This window comes from Mycobacterium sp. AT1 (assembly GCF_002043095.1).
Taxonomy (GTDB): Bacteria; Actinomycetota; Actinomycetes; order Mycobacteriales; family Mycobacteriaceae; genus Mycobacterium.
Genome location: NZ_MVOC01000014.1, coordinates 94,976 through 111,498, shown reverse-complemented (window position 1 = coordinate 111,498; position 16,523 = coordinate 94,976). Strand labels below are relative to the sequence as shown.

General features: G+C 67.0%; 16 protein-coding genes. 11 read left to right on the top strand and 5 right to left on the bottom strand.

What is annotated here, in order from left to right:
• The 3 genes from B1790_RS08155 to rplJ all read right to left on the bottom strand — a co-directional run.
• A partial coding sequence (locus B1790_RS08155; protein ID WP_233165004.1) for an ABC transporter ATP-binding protein occupies positions 1 to 702 on the bottom strand: 702 nt, incomplete at its 3' end.
• Positions 703 to 915: 213 nt separating this feature from the next.
• Entirely contained in the window at positions 916 to 1,302 is a 387-nt protein-coding gene (gene rplL, locus B1790_RS08150) for a 50S ribosomal protein L7/L12 (RefSeq protein ID WP_056550331.1), read from the bottom strand.
• Between the two features lie 45 nt (positions 1,303 to 1,347).
• Entirely contained in the window at positions 1,348 to 1,962 is a 615-nt protein-coding gene (rplJ, locus tag B1790_RS08145) for a 50S ribosomal protein L10 (RefSeq protein ID WP_079922709.1), read from the bottom strand.
• Between the two features lie 484 nt (positions 1,963 to 2,446).
• Here rplJ and B1790_RS08140 point away from each other — a divergent pair, with 484 nt between their 5' ends.
• The gene (locus tag B1790_RS08140) at positions 2,447 to 2,869 is read left to right on the top strand and encodes a hypothetical protein (RefSeq protein ID WP_079922708.1); all 423 of its coding nucleotides are present in this window, start codon (positions 2,447 to 2,449) and stop codon (positions 2,867 to 2,869) included.
• Here the strand turns inward: B1790_RS08140 and B1790_RS08135 are convergent.
• Positions 2,866 to 4,503 (bottom strand): glycoside hydrolase family 13 protein, encoded by a 1,638-nt coding sequence (locus tag B1790_RS08135; protein ID WP_079922707.1) that lies wholly within the window; start codon positions 4,501 to 4,503, stop codon positions 2,866 to 2,868. The genes B1790_RS08140 and B1790_RS08135 overlap by 4 nt on opposite strands.
• A 216-nt stretch (positions 4,504 to 4,719) precedes the next feature.
• On the opposite strand from B1790_RS08135, the gene B1790_RS08130 reads away from it, so the two are divergent.
• From B1790_RS08130 to B1790_RS08100, 7 genes are all read left to right on the top strand, one after another.
• Positions 4,720 to 6,030 (top strand): extracellular solute-binding protein, encoded by a 1,311-nt coding sequence (locus B1790_RS08130; RefSeq protein ID WP_079922706.1) that lies wholly within the window; start codon positions 4,720 to 4,722, stop codon positions 6,028 to 6,030.
• Complete coding sequence (locus B1790_RS08125) at positions 6,027 to 6,962, top strand: carbohydrate ABC transporter permease (protein WP_079922705.1); 936 nt, start codon at positions 6,027 to 6,029, stop codon at positions 6,960 to 6,962. The genes B1790_RS08130 and B1790_RS08125 overlap by 4 nt, the downstream gene beginning before the upstream one ends.
• Positions 6,959 to 7,792, top strand: a complete 834-nt coding sequence (locus tag B1790_RS08120) for a carbohydrate ABC transporter permease (protein WP_079922704.1) — start codon at positions 6,959 to 6,961, stop codon at positions 7,790 to 7,792. The genes B1790_RS08125 and B1790_RS08120 overlap by 4 nt, the downstream gene beginning before the upstream one ends.
• Positions 7,793 to 7,794: 2 nt before the next feature.
• On the top strand, positions 7,795 to 9,012 hold the full coding sequence (locus tag B1790_RS08115; RefSeq protein WP_079922703.1) for an ABC transporter ATP-binding protein: 1,218 nt from the start codon (positions 7,795 to 7,797) through the stop codon (positions 9,010 to 9,012).
• 13 nt (positions 9,013 to 9,025) lie between these two features.
• On the top strand, positions 9,026 to 10,291 hold the full coding sequence (locus B1790_RS08110) for a DUF4032 domain-containing protein (protein WP_079922702.1): 1,266 nt from the start codon (positions 9,026 to 9,028) through the stop codon (positions 10,289 to 10,291).
• Between the two features lie 106 nt (positions 10,292 to 10,397).
• Entirely contained in the window at positions 10,398 to 11,585 is a 1,188-nt protein-coding gene (locus B1790_RS08105) for a cytochrome P450 (RefSeq protein ID WP_079922701.1), read from the top strand.
• Between the two features lie 12 nt (positions 11,586 to 11,597).
• Positions 11,598 to 11,795 (top strand): ferredoxin, encoded by a 198-nt coding sequence (locus B1790_RS08100; RefSeq protein ID WP_079922700.1) that lies wholly within the window; start codon positions 11,598 to 11,600, stop codon positions 11,793 to 11,795.
• Here B1790_RS08100 and B1790_RS08095 read toward each other — a convergent pair.
• The gene (locus B1790_RS08095) at positions 11,782 to 12,441 is read right to left on the bottom strand and encodes a TetR/AcrR family transcriptional regulator (RefSeq protein ID WP_079922699.1); all 660 of its coding nucleotides are present in this window, start codon (positions 12,439 to 12,441) and stop codon (positions 11,782 to 11,784) included. The genes B1790_RS08100 and B1790_RS08095 overlap by 14 nt on opposite strands.
• A gap of 134 nt (positions 12,442 to 12,575) precedes the next feature.
• On the opposite strand from B1790_RS08095, the gene B1790_RS08090 reads away from it, so the two are divergent.
• Genes B1790_RS08090 through B1790_RS08080 form a run of 3 tightly spaced genes read left to right on the top strand, consistent with a single transcriptional unit; the run spans position 12,576 to position 16,515 of the window.
• Positions 12,576 to 13,697 (top strand): VOC family protein, encoded by a 1,122-nt coding sequence (locus B1790_RS08090; protein ID WP_079922698.1) that lies wholly within the window; start codon positions 12,576 to 12,578, stop codon positions 13,695 to 13,697.
• Positions 13,694 to 14,629 carry a fumarylacetoacetate hydrolase family protein gene (locus B1790_RS08085; RefSeq protein ID WP_079922697.1) on the top strand — a complete coding sequence of 312 codons (936 nt, stop codon included), beginning with the start codon at positions 13,694 to 13,696 and terminating at the stop codon, positions 14,627 to 14,629. Before B1790_RS08090 ends, B1790_RS08085 begins: the two co-directional genes overlap by 4 nt.
• Positions 14,626 to 16,515 (top strand): acyl-CoA synthetase, encoded by a 1,890-nt coding sequence (locus tag B1790_RS08080; RefSeq protein ID WP_079922696.1) that lies wholly within the window; start codon positions 14,626 to 14,628, stop codon positions 16,513 to 16,515. The genes B1790_RS08085 and B1790_RS08080 overlap by 4 nt, the downstream gene beginning before the upstream one ends.
• Positions 16,516 to 16,523 lie beyond the last annotated feature (8 nt).

Below are 16,523 nucleotides of genomic sequence, written 5' to 3'. Positions count from 1 at the left end.
CGGCTCATCGGAGGTCAGCAGCACTTCGCGCGGACCGAACATCACCAGGTGCTTGCGGAACAGCATGCCCATGTTGTCGGGCACCGTGCGGGCGATGTTGATGTTGTGCGTGACGATCAGGATGGTGCAGTCGATCTGGGCGTTGATGTCGATCAGCAGCTGAGACAGGTACGCGGTACGGACGGGGTCCAGACCCGAGTCCGGCTCGTCGCAGAGGATGATCTGCGGGTCGAGCACCAGCGAGCGGGCCAGCCCGGCGCGCTTGCGCATACCGCCGGAGATCTCGCCGGGGAACTTGGTCTCGTCTCCGGTCAGACCGACCAGGTCGAGCTTCTCCATCACGATCTGACGGATCTCGGATTCCTTCTTCTTCGTGTGCTCACGAAGCGGGAACGCCGTGTTGTCGTACAACGACATGGAGCCGAAGAGTGCGCCGTCCTGGAACATCACCCCGAACAGGGTGCGGATCTCGTAGAGCTCCTTGGCCGAACACTCGATGATGTTGGTGCCGTCGACGATGATCTTGCCGCGCTCCGGACGCAACAGCCCGATCAGCGACTTCAAGAACACCGACTTGCCGGTACCCGACGGGCCCAGCAGCACGCTGACCTCACCCGCCGGAAGGTCGAAGGTGACGTCCTCCCAGATTCGCTGGGGCCCGAAGGACTTCGTCAATCCCTCTACCTGAATACCGATGCCCACGCGCGACCCTTCCGCCAGTGCTTTTGCTCGCCAAACAGACACACACGCCTGTGGTTTGAGTCACTGTAGCGCACCGACTCTGGGCCCTCTTCGCTTTGCCCGCCATTCGGGCAACGGCCAGCCGGAAGCGCCGAACTTTGCTCGACCTGGCACCAGACATGAAAAAGCCGCCCGGGATCGTGATGATCCCGGGCGGCTTTCCCGTAAGGATTACTACTTGACGGTGACGGTGGCGCCGGCGGCCTCGAGCTTGGCCTTGGCGTCGTCTGCCTGATCCTTGTTGACCTTCTCGAGCAGCGGCTTGGGGGCGCTGTCGACGAGATCCTTGGCCTCCTTGAGGCCCAGGCCCGAGACGATCTCACGGACGACCTTGATGACGCCGATCTTCTTCTCGCCGGCACCCTCGAGGATGACGTCGAATTCCGACTGCTCCTCAGCGGCCTCGGCGGGCGCTGCTGCGCCGGCGGCGGCGGCAACGGCGACGGGGGCAGCTGCGGTGACGTCGAAGGTCTCCTCGAAGGCCTTGACGAACTCCGAGAGCTCCAACAGGGTCAGTTCCTTGAACGCGTCGAGCAGGTCTTCGGTGCTGAGCTTGGCCATGGTGTGGTCCTTCCTAGATTTCTTGCTTGGTTCTTGATGGGTGGTTTATTCGGCGTCGGCCGGGGCGGCGGCCACGGCGTCCGTCGGTGCTTCTGCTTCTGCTTCGTCCGCGGCGGCGGCAGGAGCGGCGGCGGGGCCACCTTCGGCGGCCTCCCTCTTCTCCTGCAGCGCGAAGACGAGGCGGGCGACCTGCGACGCCGGGGCAGCGAAGAGCGCCGCAGCCTGGCTGGTCTTGGCCTTCATCGCGCCGGCCAGCTTGGCCAGCAGCACCTCGCGCGACTCGAGGTCCGCGATGCGGTTGACCTCGTCCACGGACAGCGCCTTGCCGTCCATGTAGCCGCCCTTGATGACGAGGGCCTTGTGATCCTTGGCGAACGTCTTGATTGCCTTGGCGGCATCGACGGGCTCACCCTTGATGAACGCGATGGCGGTCGGACCGGTGAACAGGTCGTCGAGACCCGTCACACCCGCCTCGGACGCGGCACGCTTAACCAGGGTGTTCTTGGCGACCGCGTAGGACGCGGAGCCACCGAGGGACTTGCGCAGATCCGCAAGGTTGGCCACGGTGAGGCCGCGGTACTCGGTGACGACCGTGGCGGTCGACTCCTTGAACTGCTCGGCGATGTCGGCAACGGCGGTGGCCTTGTCAGCTCTGGCCATGCATGCCTCCTATCTAGGTGTGGGTCCGTCAGTCGACCCCGGAAAACGACGAACGCCCCGGGCGCAGTGCGGCCGGGGCGTGAAGATCCGCTGACGCAAGTCAACGGTGGTGCCTCGTCCTCCTGCGTGGGCCGCCCGGGTGATTCCGGGACCTTCAACCGATTGCTCGGTGACCGACGGTCTTCGGTGGAACGTGGAAAAGGATAGCGCGCGGTGCGTCGATCAGCCAAAACGCGGCGTCGTCCCTGGTCCGTGGCGACGTCGAGCACGGACCGGGCGCGGGCCCGAACCTGGACGAATGCTGGTAAGAGCACTCCTTAGCTAAGCGCAGTGCGCTGTCGGAGCTGCCAGCTCGCGTGCGACCCGCTCGTCGCGTTGTCCCGATCAGTCGCGATTTTCGCAGGTAACGCGTAATACTTTGCGCATTGCGGTTGCGGTGGGGGACTGCAATCATTGGTGCACTGATTGGGGGATCGGCAAACACATGAACAGTTCCAACGGGCGTCGTCACGACGCGGACGCAGTGGTTCGCTCAACTTCTCGGAACAGCCCGGAGCTGGAACGCCTTGCCGAAGCGCAGGCCACGCTCGATCGCGCCCGGCGCAACGCCAAGTGGAAGCGCGAGTGCAAGAACCTGCAGTCGGCCTCCCATGCGGTGCAGGTGGCCGCCTTGGCTGCGCACGACGCCGGGTTCGGTTGGGCCGAAATCGGCGACGTCCTGGGGATCGAGCGCGCGATGCCGCAGCCGACCACCGCAAGCGAGGCGCCAGTCCCGACTCCGACCCTCGCATTGGCGCCCGCGGTCGAGCCCGTCTCCGAGCTCGACCCCGCCCGGCGCCGCAACCACCACGTCGTCACCGCCGCTCAGCACCTCTTCCCCGAGAAGAGGCAGTGGGCCGCCAACTAGTCGGCCACTAGCCACACCGCCGCGTCGGGCGGCAGCTGGTTCGCCGTGCCCGCGACCGATGCCAGCACCACCGTGGCGTCGGTCGGCAGCTCCACCGGCTTCTCCCCCGTGTTGACCCAGCATTGGGCGTCGCCGCGCCGAAACGCGGCGACCTCGGGTGCGGTGGGAATCCACTCCAGCTCGCCGGCCCCCACCCACGTCGCCGCTCGCACGGACAGTGCCTGGCGATACAGGTTGAGAGTGGAATCGGGATCTCGGTCTTGCGCGGCAGCGGTGTGTGACGCCCAGTGCTGCGGTTGCGGCAACCACGTCGTCGCCTCGGGGTTGGTCGAGAAGCCAAGGGGCGCAATGTCACCGCTCCATGGGAGCGGGACGCGGCAGCCGTCGCGGCCGACGTCGGTGTGCCCCGACTGCTCCCAGATCGGATCCTGACGGACCTCGTTGGGCAGGTCCTCGACCTCCTCGAGGCCGAGCTCCTCGCCCTGGTACACATAGGCGGTTCCCGGCAGCGCCAGTTGCATCAAGGCCGCCGCCCGCGCCCGACGCAGACCCAACGCGTAGTCGGCGGGCTCCTCGGCCCACCGGCTTCGTTCCCAGTCAGTCTCGATGAGATGGTCGGGCTGCGAGCGCGCGTAGCGGGTGACGGTGCGGGTGACGTCATGGTTGGACAGCACCCAGGTCGGCGGGGCGCCGACGGACGCCGCTTCCTTGATTGCGTCGTCGACGACCGTGCGCAGGATGGTCGCCTTCCATGGCGCGCGAAGGAAGTCGAACTGGAAAGCGGTGTGCAACTCGTCGAAGCGCAGGTATCGCGCCAGGCGTTCGTTGTTGGGCACCCAGGCCTCGGCGATGAAGATCCGTTCAGGCGCATAGCGATTCGCCACCGTGCGCCACCCTCGGTAGACGTCGTGCACGCCGTCCTGGTCCCAGGCGGGGTGGGACTCGTTGTGCTGGACCAACCCTGGCGCGGCATCGTTTCCTGGGCCGCCGTCGGGCAGCCCGTCGGCCTTCACCAATCCGTGGGCGACGTCGATGCGGAAGCCGTCGACGCCCTTGTCGAACCAGAACGCCAAGACGTCCTCGAATTCGGCGCGCACCTCTGGGTTCTCCCAGTTGAAGTCGGGTTGGCCGGGCGCGAAGAGGTGCAGGTACCACTGCCCGTCGGGCACCCTGGTCCAGGCGGGGCCGCCGAAGACGCTCTGCCAGTCGTTGGGCGGCAGCGCCCCGTCGGGGCCGAGGCCATCACGAAAGTGGTAGCGCTGCCTGGCCTTTGGGTCACCGGCAAGAGCCGCGACGAACCACCGGTGCTGATCGGAGCTGTGGTTGGGCACGATGTCGAGCAGCACGCGGATACCGGCCTCGTGCGCCTCGGCGATCACCAGGTCGGCCTCGGGCAGGGTTCCGTAGAGCGGTTCGACGTCGCGGTAGTCGGCGACGTCGTAGCCGCCATCGGCCAGTGGCGACGGATACCAGGGGTTGATCCAGATGGCGTCGACGCCGAGCCGGGCCAGGTATGGCAAGCGGTCCCGAAGCCCGGCGATGTCGCCGACGCCGTCGCCGCTCCCGTCGGCGAAGCTGCGGATGTAGACCTGGTAGACGACGGCGGTCTGCCACCAGGATTCTGCGGGTGCCACGGCTCTCCTCGGATCGGGGTTGGGTGAACGTCGTCGAGGATTACCCGTTGAGCAGGCTGGCGATACCCCCCACCGCTGGTCTATCGGGAGTCTCAGTTCTGCAACGGCTTTCGACGACCATCGCCGTCAAGCATAGGCAACCTGCCCAAAGACGTTGTGAGGTGTGCCACACTCGTGTGCAGGTTGAGATGGCTGCTGCTCGACAGACGAGGATGCATGAAACGAATTCAGTTCGCCCATTCACCGATACGACGGGTAATCGCGCTGGCCAGCGCATCAATGGTCGCGGCAACCCTGTTGTCCGGCTGCGGGAGTGAGAGCGGTCCCCCGACGCTGACGTGGTACATCCTGCCGGACAACGGCGGGTCCGCAGCGCGCGCCGAACAGTGTGCGGACGCCTCGGGTGGCGCCTACAAGGTGCGGATCGAGTCGCTGCCAAGCACCGCCACCGCCCAGCGCGAACAGATGGTACGGCGCCTGGCCGCCGGGGACAGCTCGATCGACGTGGTGAGCCTCGACGTGGTGTTCACCGCGGAGTTCTCCCACGCGGGCTTCCTGCGCCCGTACACCGCCGAGGAGAAGAGCCGCCTGACCGCGGGGATGCTGCCGGCGCCGGTGGAGACCGGGATGTGGGAGGACAAGCTCTTCGGCGCACCGTACAAGTCGAACGCCCAGCTGCTCTGGTACCGCAAGTCATTGGCGGCCGCGGCAGGCGTGGATCCCACCAGTCCGAACTTCACGTGGGACGACATGCTGAAAGCCGCTGTCGGGCAAGGGAAGAAGATCTCCACCCAGGGACAGCGCTACGAGGGCTACATGGTCTGGATCAACGCGCTGGTGCTCTCGGGCGGTGGTGAGGTGCTCCAGGACGTCGAGGCGGGACGCAACGCCAAGCCGTCGCTGGCCAGTCCCGCCGGTGAGAAGGCCGCCGAGATCGTCGGCAATTTGGCGCGGTCCAGCGCGGCACCCGTCGACCTGTCCAACGCCGCCGAGGAGCAGGCCCGCGCGACGTTCCAGTCGGAGCAGGGCATGTTCATGCTGAACTGGCCGTATGTGCTGGCGGCCGCCCGCAGCGCCGCCGAGGCCGGGACGCTCGACCAGGCGATCGTCGACGACATCGGCTGGGCCCGCTACCCGCGGGTGTTCGCCGACCGTCCCAGCGCTCCCCCGCTCGGCGGCGCCAACCTTGGCGTCGGCGCCTACTCGAAGCATCCGGATCAGGCCGTCCAGTTGGTGGAGTGCATCAACGCCGAACCGAAGGCCACCAAGTACATGCTCGACGAGAGCGAACCGTCGCCCTATGCCGCGTCCTACGACGCCCCCGAGATCCGCGAGGCGTACGCCAACGCCGATCTGATTCGGGAGTCCATCGCCGAGGGCGGTCCCCGTCCACTGACCCCGTTCTACACCGACGTGGCGGGGGCGATCACCCAGACGTGGCACCCGCCGGCGTCGGTGAACGAGCAAACACCCAAGGAGTCAGATCAATTCGTGGCCGACGTACTGGCGGGAAGGCGGCTGCTGTGACCGCGGTTCAGGACGCGCCCGTCCAGAAGAAGGACGCGGGCAAGAAGGTCACCAGTGAGCGGGTTCGCGGCGAGCGGCGGCTCGGCCTCTATCTGACCCTGCCGTCGTACGTGGTGATGCTGCTGGTCACCGCCTACCCGCTGGGTTATGCACTGGTGTTGTCGCTGTACAACTTCCGGCTCACCGACCCGGGGGGCCGCACCTTCGTCGGGCTGAACAACTTCGGGGTCATCCTGACCGACCCGGTGTGGTGGAACGACTTCGTGACGACGCTGGCGATCACCGTCGTCACCGTCGCGATAGAACTGGTACTGGGCTTCTGCTTCGCATTCGTGATGCTGCGGATCATCCGGGGCCGTGGTCCGCTGCGCACGGCGATCCTGATCCCCTACGGCATCGTGACGGTGGTGTCGGCCTTCATCTGGCGGTACGCCTTCGCCACCGACTCGGGCTTCGTCAACCAGTGGCTCAACCTCACCGACTTCGACTGGTTCGGCAACCGCTGGTCGGCGATCTTCGTGATCTGTCTGTCGGAGATCTGGAAGACCACGCCGTTCATCTCGCTGCTGCTGCTGGCGGGATTGGTGCAGGTGCCCGAGGACATGCAGGAGGCCGCCAAGGTCGACGGGGCGACGGCGTGGCAGCGGCTGTGGAAGATCACCCTTCCCAACATGAAGGCCGCAATCATGGTGGCGCTGCTGTTCCGCACGCTCGACGCATGGCGCATCTTCGACAATCCGTACGTCATGACCGCCGGTGCCAACAACACCGAGACCATCTCCTTCCTGGCTTACCGGCAGAACGTCACCCTGGTGAATCTCGGCATGGGGTCGGCGATTTCGGTGCTGCTGTTCATCACCGTCGTCGCCATCGCCTGGATCTTCATCAAGGTGTTCAAGACCGATCTCTCGCAAGTCAGGGGTGACCAGTGAGCAGCGCCAAGAGCGCCCGGTGGTGGACGATCGCCGGCATCGTGATCGTGCTCTACAGCTTCGTGCCGTTGCTGTGGATGATCAGCCTGGCCTTCAAGCCGCCGTCGGACATCGTGTCGGGGAAGCCGCAGTTCCTGCCGAGCACCTTCACCCTGGACAACTTCGCCGAAATCTTCGCCAACCCGCTGTTCACGCGCGCGCTGATCAACTCGATCGGCATCGCGGTCATCGCAACCCTGATCTCGGTCGTGGTCGCGATGTTCGCCGCGTACGCGATTGCGCGCCTGGACTTTCGGGGTAAGAAGGTCCTGCTGTCGCTGGCACTGGGCATCGCGATGTTCCCGCAGGCGGCGTTGGTGGGTCCGCTGTTCGACATGTGGCGCGGGCTGGGCATCTACGACACCTGGCTGGGTTTGATCATCCCCTACCTGACCTTTGCCTTGCCGCTGTCGATCTGGACCATGTCGGCGTTCTTCCGTCAGATTCCGTGGGAGATGGAGCACGCCGCCCAGGTCGACGGCGCCACGGCGTGGCAGGCGTTCCGCAAGGTCATCGTGCCGTTGGCGGCGCCAGGGGTGTTCACCACCGCGATCCTGACGTTCTTCTTCTGCTGGAACGACTTTCTGTTCGCGATCTCGTTGACCTCCACCGACAGTGCCCGCACCGTTCCCGCGGCGCTGGCGTTCTTCCAGGGTGCCTCGTACTTCGAGTCGCCGGTGCCCTACATCATGGCGGCGTCGGTCATCGTCACGATCCCCGTCGTCATTCTCGTTCTCGTCTTTCAGCGCCGCATCGTCGCCGGCCTCACCTCCGGCGCAGTGAAGGGATAACCATGGCAGCAATCACCATGCGCAACATCGTGAAGAAGTACGGTGACGGCTTTCCTGCCGTCAACGACGTCAGCATCGACGTCGCCGACGGCGAGTTCATGATCTTGGTCGGCCCGTCCGGCTGCGGAAAGTCCACGCTGCTGCGGATGATCGTCGGACTCGAGGACATCACCTCCGGCGACATGATCATCGGCGACACCCGCGTCAACGACAAGGCTCCGCGCGAGCGCAATCTGGCGATGGTGTTCCAGAACTACGCGCTGTACCCGCATCTGACGGTGTTCGAGAACATCGCCTTCCCACTTCGGTTGTCCGGCAAGCACTCCGAGGAAGAAATCCGCAAACTGGTGTCGGAGGCGGCCGCGACGCTTGAGCTCGGGGAGCACCTCGACCGCAAGCCTGCCAACCTCTCCGGCGGTCAGCGGCAGCGGGTGGCGATGGGCCGGGCGATCGTGCGGCAGGCGGACGCGTTCCTGTTCGACGAGCCGTTGAGCAACCTCGACGCCAAGCTGCGCGGTCAGATGCGCACCGAAATTCTGCGGTTGCAGCGCCGCCTGGGCGTCACCACCGTGTACGTGACCCACGACCAGACCGAGGCCATGACCCTCGGCGATCGGGTGGCGGTGTTGAAGAAGGGTGTGCTGCAACAGATTGCCAGCCCCCGGGAGCTCTACGACCAGCCGGTCAACCTGTTCGTCGCCGGCTTCATCGGCTCTCCCCCGATGAACTTCGTGCCGGCACGCGTCAACGGCGACTCGATCGAGCTGCCGTTCGTCACCATCCCGCTGCGCGACGAGTGGCGTGACTCCGTCGAGGACGGGAAGATCTACATCGCGGGGGTCCGTCCCGGGGCGTTCGAGGACGCCGAGTTCGTCGACGCGGGCAAGAAGTCGCGTGGCGTCACCTTCGACGTCACCATCGACGTCACGGAGTGGCTTGGCAATGAGCAGTACGCGTTCGTCCCGTTCGAGGCGCCGGCCGAAATCGTCTCGCAGCTGGCCGAACTCGCCAACGATCTGGACAGCGAACAGATGCGCACCCAAATCTGCGTCGAGCTCGACCCGCTGAGCCGGGTCGGCAACGGCGACGAGGCCACGCTGTGGCTGGATGCCGAGCGAATTCACCTCTTCGATCCCGCGTCGGGCGACAACCTGACCCGGGTGAAGGCGGCGACCGAGGCGGCCGACGCCACGGGTCGTCACGCCGCCGCCGCGGGCTGACCAGAGTTTCGTCGTGGCCGCTCCCGAGCTGCGGCTGCGGACCCCGTCCCCGGGGCTCCTGGGCCTACCGTGGGAGCGGCCGCTCGCGGAGTGGCTCGTGCCCGATGTTCCGTTGCGCGACATGGCGGTCGGGCCCAGCAGGCACCTGGTGAAATTCGTCGAGTGCGACGGCGCGCTGTGGGCGCTCAAGGAGTTACCGCCGCGCATTGCCGTCCGCGAGTACGAGGCGTTGGGCCGCATCGAGGAGCTGCATCTCAACGCGGTGCGGCGGGCCGGTCTGGTTCAGCAGCCCGACTTCGACACCGCAATCCTGCTGACCCGCTATCTGGAGGGGTCGTGGCAGTACCGGCGGCTGTTCCTGCGGCTGCCTCCCGACGCGCCCAAGCAGCGGTCCCGGTTGCTCGACGGCATGGCCTCGCTGCTGGTGGAACTGCATCGGCGCGGGGTGTTCTGGGGGGACTGTTCGCTGGCGAACACCCTGTTTTCGCGGGACGGTCAGGTGCTGCAGGCGTCCCTGGTCGACGCGGAGACCAGCGAGGTCCACCCGCACCTGTCGGACGGGCAGCGAGAGCTCGACGTCGACGTGATGGTGGAGAACGTCGCGGCGGGCCTGATGGACATCGCGGCCCGGATGGACGGTGGTACGGCGTTGCGGGATCAGCTGATTGGCGAGGCGTTGAGCCTGCGGACGCGCTACGTCGGGCTGTGGGAACTGCTGCACGACGAGCCGGTGTTCGCCTACGCCGACCGCTATCGCGTTGAGGGGCGGATCCGCAAGCTCAACGAGTTGGGCTTCGCCGTCGACGAGGTGTCGTTGCGCCACGACGAGGCTGGCAGCGACCAGCTACGGCTGAAAGTCGCGGTGGGAGACCGTAATTACCACGCCACCCAGTTGCGGGAGCTGGCCGGCGTCGACGTCGGCGAAGGGCAGGCGACTCACCTGCTCGGCGATCTGCACGCCTATCAGGGGCAGCTGTGCAGCGAGGCCGGTCACGACGTCGACCTGCAAACTGCCGCCCAACTGTGGTTGATGGAGCTGGTCAGGCCGACCATGGCCCGCGCGCATGCGGCGGTCGGGCGCAGGGGCACGGCCATTCAGGCCTACTGCGATCTGCTGGAGGTGCGGTGGCTGCTGTCGGAGCGGGCCGGTCGCGACGTGGGCACCGAGCGGGCGCTGATCGCTCTGGCGGACGAGGTCGTGCCGAGCGACTCGGCGGCGCGGTTGTTGGTGGTGGAGACGCCGACCGAGCCGTTCTCGGTGCTCGACGACCCCGACTGAACGACGGCAGCCCGCTACGTGCCAGATTTAGTCATACTTGACGATATCGTCATTCTTTGGTTTGGTTGACCTCGCCAGCGCCGCACGCTCGAGGGAAGGACCTGCCATGGGCAATGCCGCCCACGCTCCGGTGTACCGCCGGGACATGTTCTCCCGCAGCGGAATCCGAGACCCCTACCCTCACTACGCAGCACTCCGCGAGCTCGGCCCGGTGGTGTGGTTGAGCCGCCAGCGGGTGTACGCGCTGCCCCGCTACACCGAGTGCAAGGCGGTGCTGCGCGACGACACCAACTTCATCTCCGGTGAAGGCGTCGCACTCAACCCGCTGACCAACCGGTTGTCCCGCGGAACCACCCTCAACAGCGACGGCGCCGACCACCAGCGCCGTCGCAAGCTGCTCGCCCACCGCCTCACCCCCAAGGCGCTGCGCGCGATGAGCGAGGCCGTCGACGCCAAGGCACAGGCGGTCGTGGAGGCGGCGGTCGCCCGGCGCCACGTCGACGGGGTGCGCGACGTGGCCATGGCGCTGCCACTGGCCGTGGTGCCAGACCTGGTGGGGTGGCCCGAGGACGGCCGCGAGAACCTGCTGACGTGGGCGGGGGCGACGTTCGACTCGCTGGGCCCGCTGAACCGGCAATGGCTGCGGACGACGCCCGCCGCCATGTCGATGCTGCGCTTCTCGCGACGCGTCGTCCGCGACCGCAGCGTGCTGTTCGGCAGCATGGGCGACGACGTGCTCCGCGCCGCCGACGACGGTGCACTCCCCCGCTCGGAGTGTTCGGCACTGATGATCGACTACCTGGCCCCGTCTCTCGACACCACGATCAGTGCCATCAGTTCGGCGCTGCATCTCTTCGCGACCCACCCCGACCAGTGGCAGGCCCTGCGCGAGGACCCGTCGCTGGTGGCCAACGCCATCAACGAGGTGGTGCGCCTGGAGTCGCCACTTCGGGCGTTCACCCGAAAGTCCGTCACAGACACCGACGTTGGCGGCGTCCAAATCCCGAAGGGGTCACGGGTTCTGGTGGTCTACGCCTCAGCCAACCGCGACGAACGCGAGTGGGACGATCCCGACACGTTCGACATCACCCGGGACGTCAACCGTCACTTGGGGTTTGGCTACGGCACCCATGGATGCGCCGGACAGGGCCTGGCCCGGTTGGAGTCGCAGGCGATTCTGCGCGAGCTCTCCGCCCGGGTGGATCGCATCGAACTCACTGGCACGCCGACCTGGGCGATCAACAACATCATCCACCGCTACGACCAGCTTCCCCTCGAGCTGGTCCCGGCCTAGAAGGGACCACCCATGCGCGTCACCATCGATCACGACCGCTGCGAAGGCCACGGCTTGTGCGCGCAGGCCGCCCCGACCATCTTCTCCTTCGACGACGACGGGGAATTGGCCAATGCCTTCGCCGACGCCGAAGTGCCAGACGATCTTGCCAAGGCGGCCCGCGAAGCCGCCGACGTCTGTCCCGTCGCAGCCCTGCTCAACGAGGAGTAGCCGGGGCGATCGCGTCCAGGTCGGGCAGCGGCCGGGAGCAGACGTCGGCCGCATCCGCGGCGGACATGCCGAACAGTCGCAGCACGTCCGCGGTGACGGAGTCGGCCGCGACGGCGTCGTCGCGATCCGGGTCGTTGCTCAGCAGCGCACCCAGGCCCAAGATCGCGCCACCTGCGACGGCGAGCGCCAACTGCGGATCCTCGACGGTGAAGCGGCCTGCGGCGACGGCGGCTTCGATGTCGCGCAGCGCGCGGGGCGCCAACCCCCGGTCCGCGGTCAACAGGGCGACCCCGTTGGCGAGCAGAATCTGGCTCTCTTGGGGACGGCGGCGGAACAGCCGTCCGGTGAGCCGGAAGCGGCACCCGAAAGTCTCTGCGGGGTCGTCGATGTCGGCAGTCAGGACGTCCAGGAGCGCACCGTGCGCGTCGAGGGCTTCACCCACGGCGACGGCGAAGAGCTCTTCCTTGCTGTCGAAGTAGTTGTAGAACGAGCCCATCCCGACGTCGGCGGCCTGGGTGATGTCCAGCACCGGCACGCTCAGCCTGCCTTGGGCGATGAACCCCTGCGCCGCGCTGATCAGCGCCGCCCGTGTGCGTTGCTTGCGTCGCTCTACACGACTGACGCCCGGCTCGGCCGACTCCTGCATCACTACCTCACCGTCTCTGGGGGACGCCGTGAATATACCAGTCGCCTCATTATTGAGGATTTCGTCAATCATCTTGACTGAGCGTGGCGTCGTATGTGACGATTTCATCAGTAAGGGAGAGGAGCGACCCGCCCATGGCCGGTAGCCACAGCGATTTGCACAGCGAGCAGGGTGCCGTCCGCGGCGACCACCCCGGCCGCGCGGCGAATCCCGTCATCAAGATCCGCGACATCGCCTGGCTCGAGTTCGACAAGCCCGACCTGGTTCGCGCCGAGGCCTTTGCCCGAGCATTCGGGTTCCAGACGTCGTCGCGCGCACCCGACGAATTGCACTTGCGGGGAACCGATTCCGGCGCACCGTGTGTGCTGCTGCGGCGCGGCGACAGGTCCCGCTTCACCGGGATCGCTTTTCGCGCCGCCGACGAAGCCGACGTCCGTCGTCTGGCCGCCAAGACCGGGTCGACGGTGCAACCCCTGCCCGACGACGTCGGCGGCTCGGAGGTTCGACTGGTCGACCCGAGCGGCATCCCGGTGCGCGTCGTCGCGGGCCTCCACGACCTGCCCCAATTGCCGACGCAGACACCACTTCTCGTCAACGCTGGCCACGACGTCATCCGGGCGAACGCCACCCAGCGCCCCCCACGGGCTCCGGCACGGGTCCAGCGGCTCGGGCACGTGGTGTTGCAATCCACCAAGTACGTCGCGGCGCTGAACTGGTATCTGGAGAACCTTGGGATGATCGTCAGCGACTTCCTGTTCTTCCCCGGCCAGCGCGAGCGCGGTCCGGCCATGAGCTTCATTCGCTGCGACCGCGGCTCGGAGTTCGCCGACCACCACACCCTGGCGATGGCGCTCGGCCCGGCCAACCGCTACGTGCACTCGGCGTTCCAAGTGAGCGACCTGGACGCGCTGGCCGCCGGCGGCGAATACCTGCGCGACCGTGGCTACTTCAGGTCATGGGGCATCGGCCGCCACATTCAGGGCAGCCAGCTCTTCGACTATTGGCGCGACCCCGACGGGTTCCTCGTCGAACACTTCGCCGACGGCGACATGTTCGACGACTCGCTCGAACCGGGCTGGGCGCCGTTCACCGCCAGCGGCCTCGCCCAGTGGGGCCCACCGGTCAGCGGCGACTTCCTCGGCACCAGCCCGCGCGGGGCGCGCGCAGAAGCCCTGTCCATTCTCCGCGCGCTGCCACGACGCAACGAATTCGACGTCCACCGCCTCATCGGCCTACTGAAAGTTGCCCGCTCATGAGCACTTCCGTCATCCGCACCACCAACGCCTGGTGGGTCAAGAACGCCGACCGTGCCACCAAGATCGACACCACCGCCGTCACCACCGGGGAGCTTCTCGCCGACCGCGCGGCGATCACCGCCGCCACCTCGGGTGACTCCGTCGCGGTGGACGGACTGGACCTCGTCTCGCCGGTGACGCGGCCCTGTCGAGTCGTCGCCCAGATGACCAACTTCGAGTCCCACGTCAGGGATTCGGGGATGGATCCCAAGACGATTCCGCTGACGTTCTTCCGGAAGTCCTCCGCCTCGATCAGCGGGCCGTTCGACGACATCGTCAAGCCGGCGCATGTCCGATTCCTCGACTACGAGGTGGAGATCGGTCTGGTCATCGGGCGCGACATGCCGGTGGGCACCGTCCTCACCGATGCGAACCTTGGTGACTACGTCGCCGCCCTGGTCATCACCAACGACGTGTCGGCGCGCGACATTCAGCTCCCCCAGACCCAGTTCTACGAGGCCAAGTCGTACCCCACGTTCACCCCCGTCGGCCCCGAACTGGTGCTGCTCGACGCCGCCGAACTGGCCCGGTTCGGCGACCTGCGTCTGACGCTGAGCGTCAGCGGCGACGAGCGGCAGAACTCAGTCGTCGAGGGAGACATGATCTTCCGTCCGCTGGCCGCGTTGCAGTCGCTGACCCGGTTCCAGGACCTCGCCGCCGGTGACCTCGTGCTGACCGGTACCCCGGCGGGCACGGCGTTGAAGGCCCCGCCCAAGCCCATCGAGATGATCGGCGCCCTCCTGCCGCCCGCGGTGAAGTGGAAGGCATTCTTCAAGCGCCAGGCCGGCAATCAGAAGTACCTCCAGCACGGTGACGTCGTGGAGGCCACGGTCGCCACCGACGACGGTGCGATCGATCTCGGCGCGCAGCGGATGAAGGTCGTCTACACGTGACCGTCGACTCGTCGTTGTGGCCGCGCTATACCGGTCCGGACGACCTCGCCGCAGTAGAAGGCGTTCCGCTGGAGCACCGGAAGCTCCCCACGTCGACCTACGCCATTCTGGAGCGCGCCGCAGCCCTGTGGCCGGAGGCCACGGCGGTGACCGTGCTCCCGGATGCGGCTCGGTGGGAGCACGGCGTCTCCCGGACATTCGCCGAGCTGGCCGCCGAGGTGCGTCGAAGTGCGAACTTCCTTCGTGCCATCGGAGTTCAGCGCGACAGCGTCGTGGCGTTGCTCTGTCCGAACTGCGACGGTCTGATCAGTGCGACCTTGGCGGCGCAGCTCGCCGGCATCGCAGCTCCCGTCAACAGCGGCCTGAGTGCCGCCCACGTCGCCGAGCTCCTCGACCGCTCCGGTGCGCGGACGTTGATCTGTGCGTCTCCCGAATTCGACGCCGTTAGTTGGGATTTGGCAAAGTCACTGGTGTCCTCCGGGCTCGTCGACACCGTGTTGCTGCTGTCCCCGACGGGAACCGATCCGACCGAGCCCGCGCCCGCACTTCACGGTGCCAGCGTCGGCTACCTCGCGGTCATGGCCTCGGGTTACGACGGTGCGGTCTTCGACGGACAGCCCCCCGAAGCCGGCGACGTGGCAGGCATATTCCACACCGGCGGTACCACCGGAACGCCCAAGCTCGCGGCCCACACCCACGCCAACGAAGTCGTCGACGCGTGGATGGTCGCCGCCGCCGACACCGTGCTGGACCACGAGTCGGTGGCCTTCGCCGCACTTCCGCTCTTTCACGTCAACGCCCTGATCGTCACGCTCCTCGCGCCGATGCTGCGCGGCCAACAGGTAATCTGGGCCGGGCCGCTGGGCTATCGAGATCCCCAGCTGTACGCGAACTTCTGGAAGATCGTGCAGCACCATCGAATCGCGGCGATGAGCGCGGTCCCCACGGTGTACGCGGTGCTGGCGCAGTGCCCGGTCGACGCCGACGTCTCGAGCATGATGATCGCCATCGTCGGGGCCTCTGCATTGCCGCCTGCCGTGCGCAAGGATTTCGAATCTGCCACCGGCATCGTCCTGGTCGAGGGATACGGCCTGACCGAGGCCACGTGTGCGAGCGCCCGCAGCTTTCCCGACCATCCGCGTCCCGGCTCCGTCGGACAACGCTTTCCATACCAACGCATTACCGCGGCGAGGCCCGACGGACGGGGTCGCTACGACGATCTGCCGTCCGGTGAGATCGGCACCCTGTTGATCGAAGGACCGACCGTGTTCGCCGGCTACGTGTCCGGCCGTGACGAGCACGGCCTTCGGCTCGACGGCCTCGGCAGCCTGGTCGACGGACGGCTCGACACCGGTGATCTCGGCTGGGTGGACGACGACGGCTTCGTCTACCTGACGGGGCGGGCCAAGGACCTCATCATCCGCGGCGGCCACAACATCGACCCCGCCCAGATCGAGGACGCCTTGCTGACGCATCCTGCGGTGGCTTCTGCTGCGGCGGTCGGTGCTCCCGACGTCCACTCCGGTGAGGTGCCGGTCGCCTACGTCACGCTGCACCCCGGATCGGACGTCAGCGGGCCTGAGCTGACGACGTGGGCCGCCACCGAAGTGGGCGAGCGGGCCGCAGCGCCGAAGACCGTCACCATCCTCGACGCCTTGCCGGTCACGGCGATCGGCAAACCGTACAAGCTGCCGCTGCGCGCCGATGCCGCCCGCCGAGTCGTCGTGGAGGCACTCGCCGCGCACCCGGATGCCACCGTGGAGGCCCACGTCGAGGACGGGTCTCCCGCGCTCACCATCAGCATCACGAACCAAGAGCACTGGGACGACGTCGACCGCGTGCTGTCGCGTTACGCGGTGCCCTACCACGTCGCCATTTCGGACTAGTACGGAAG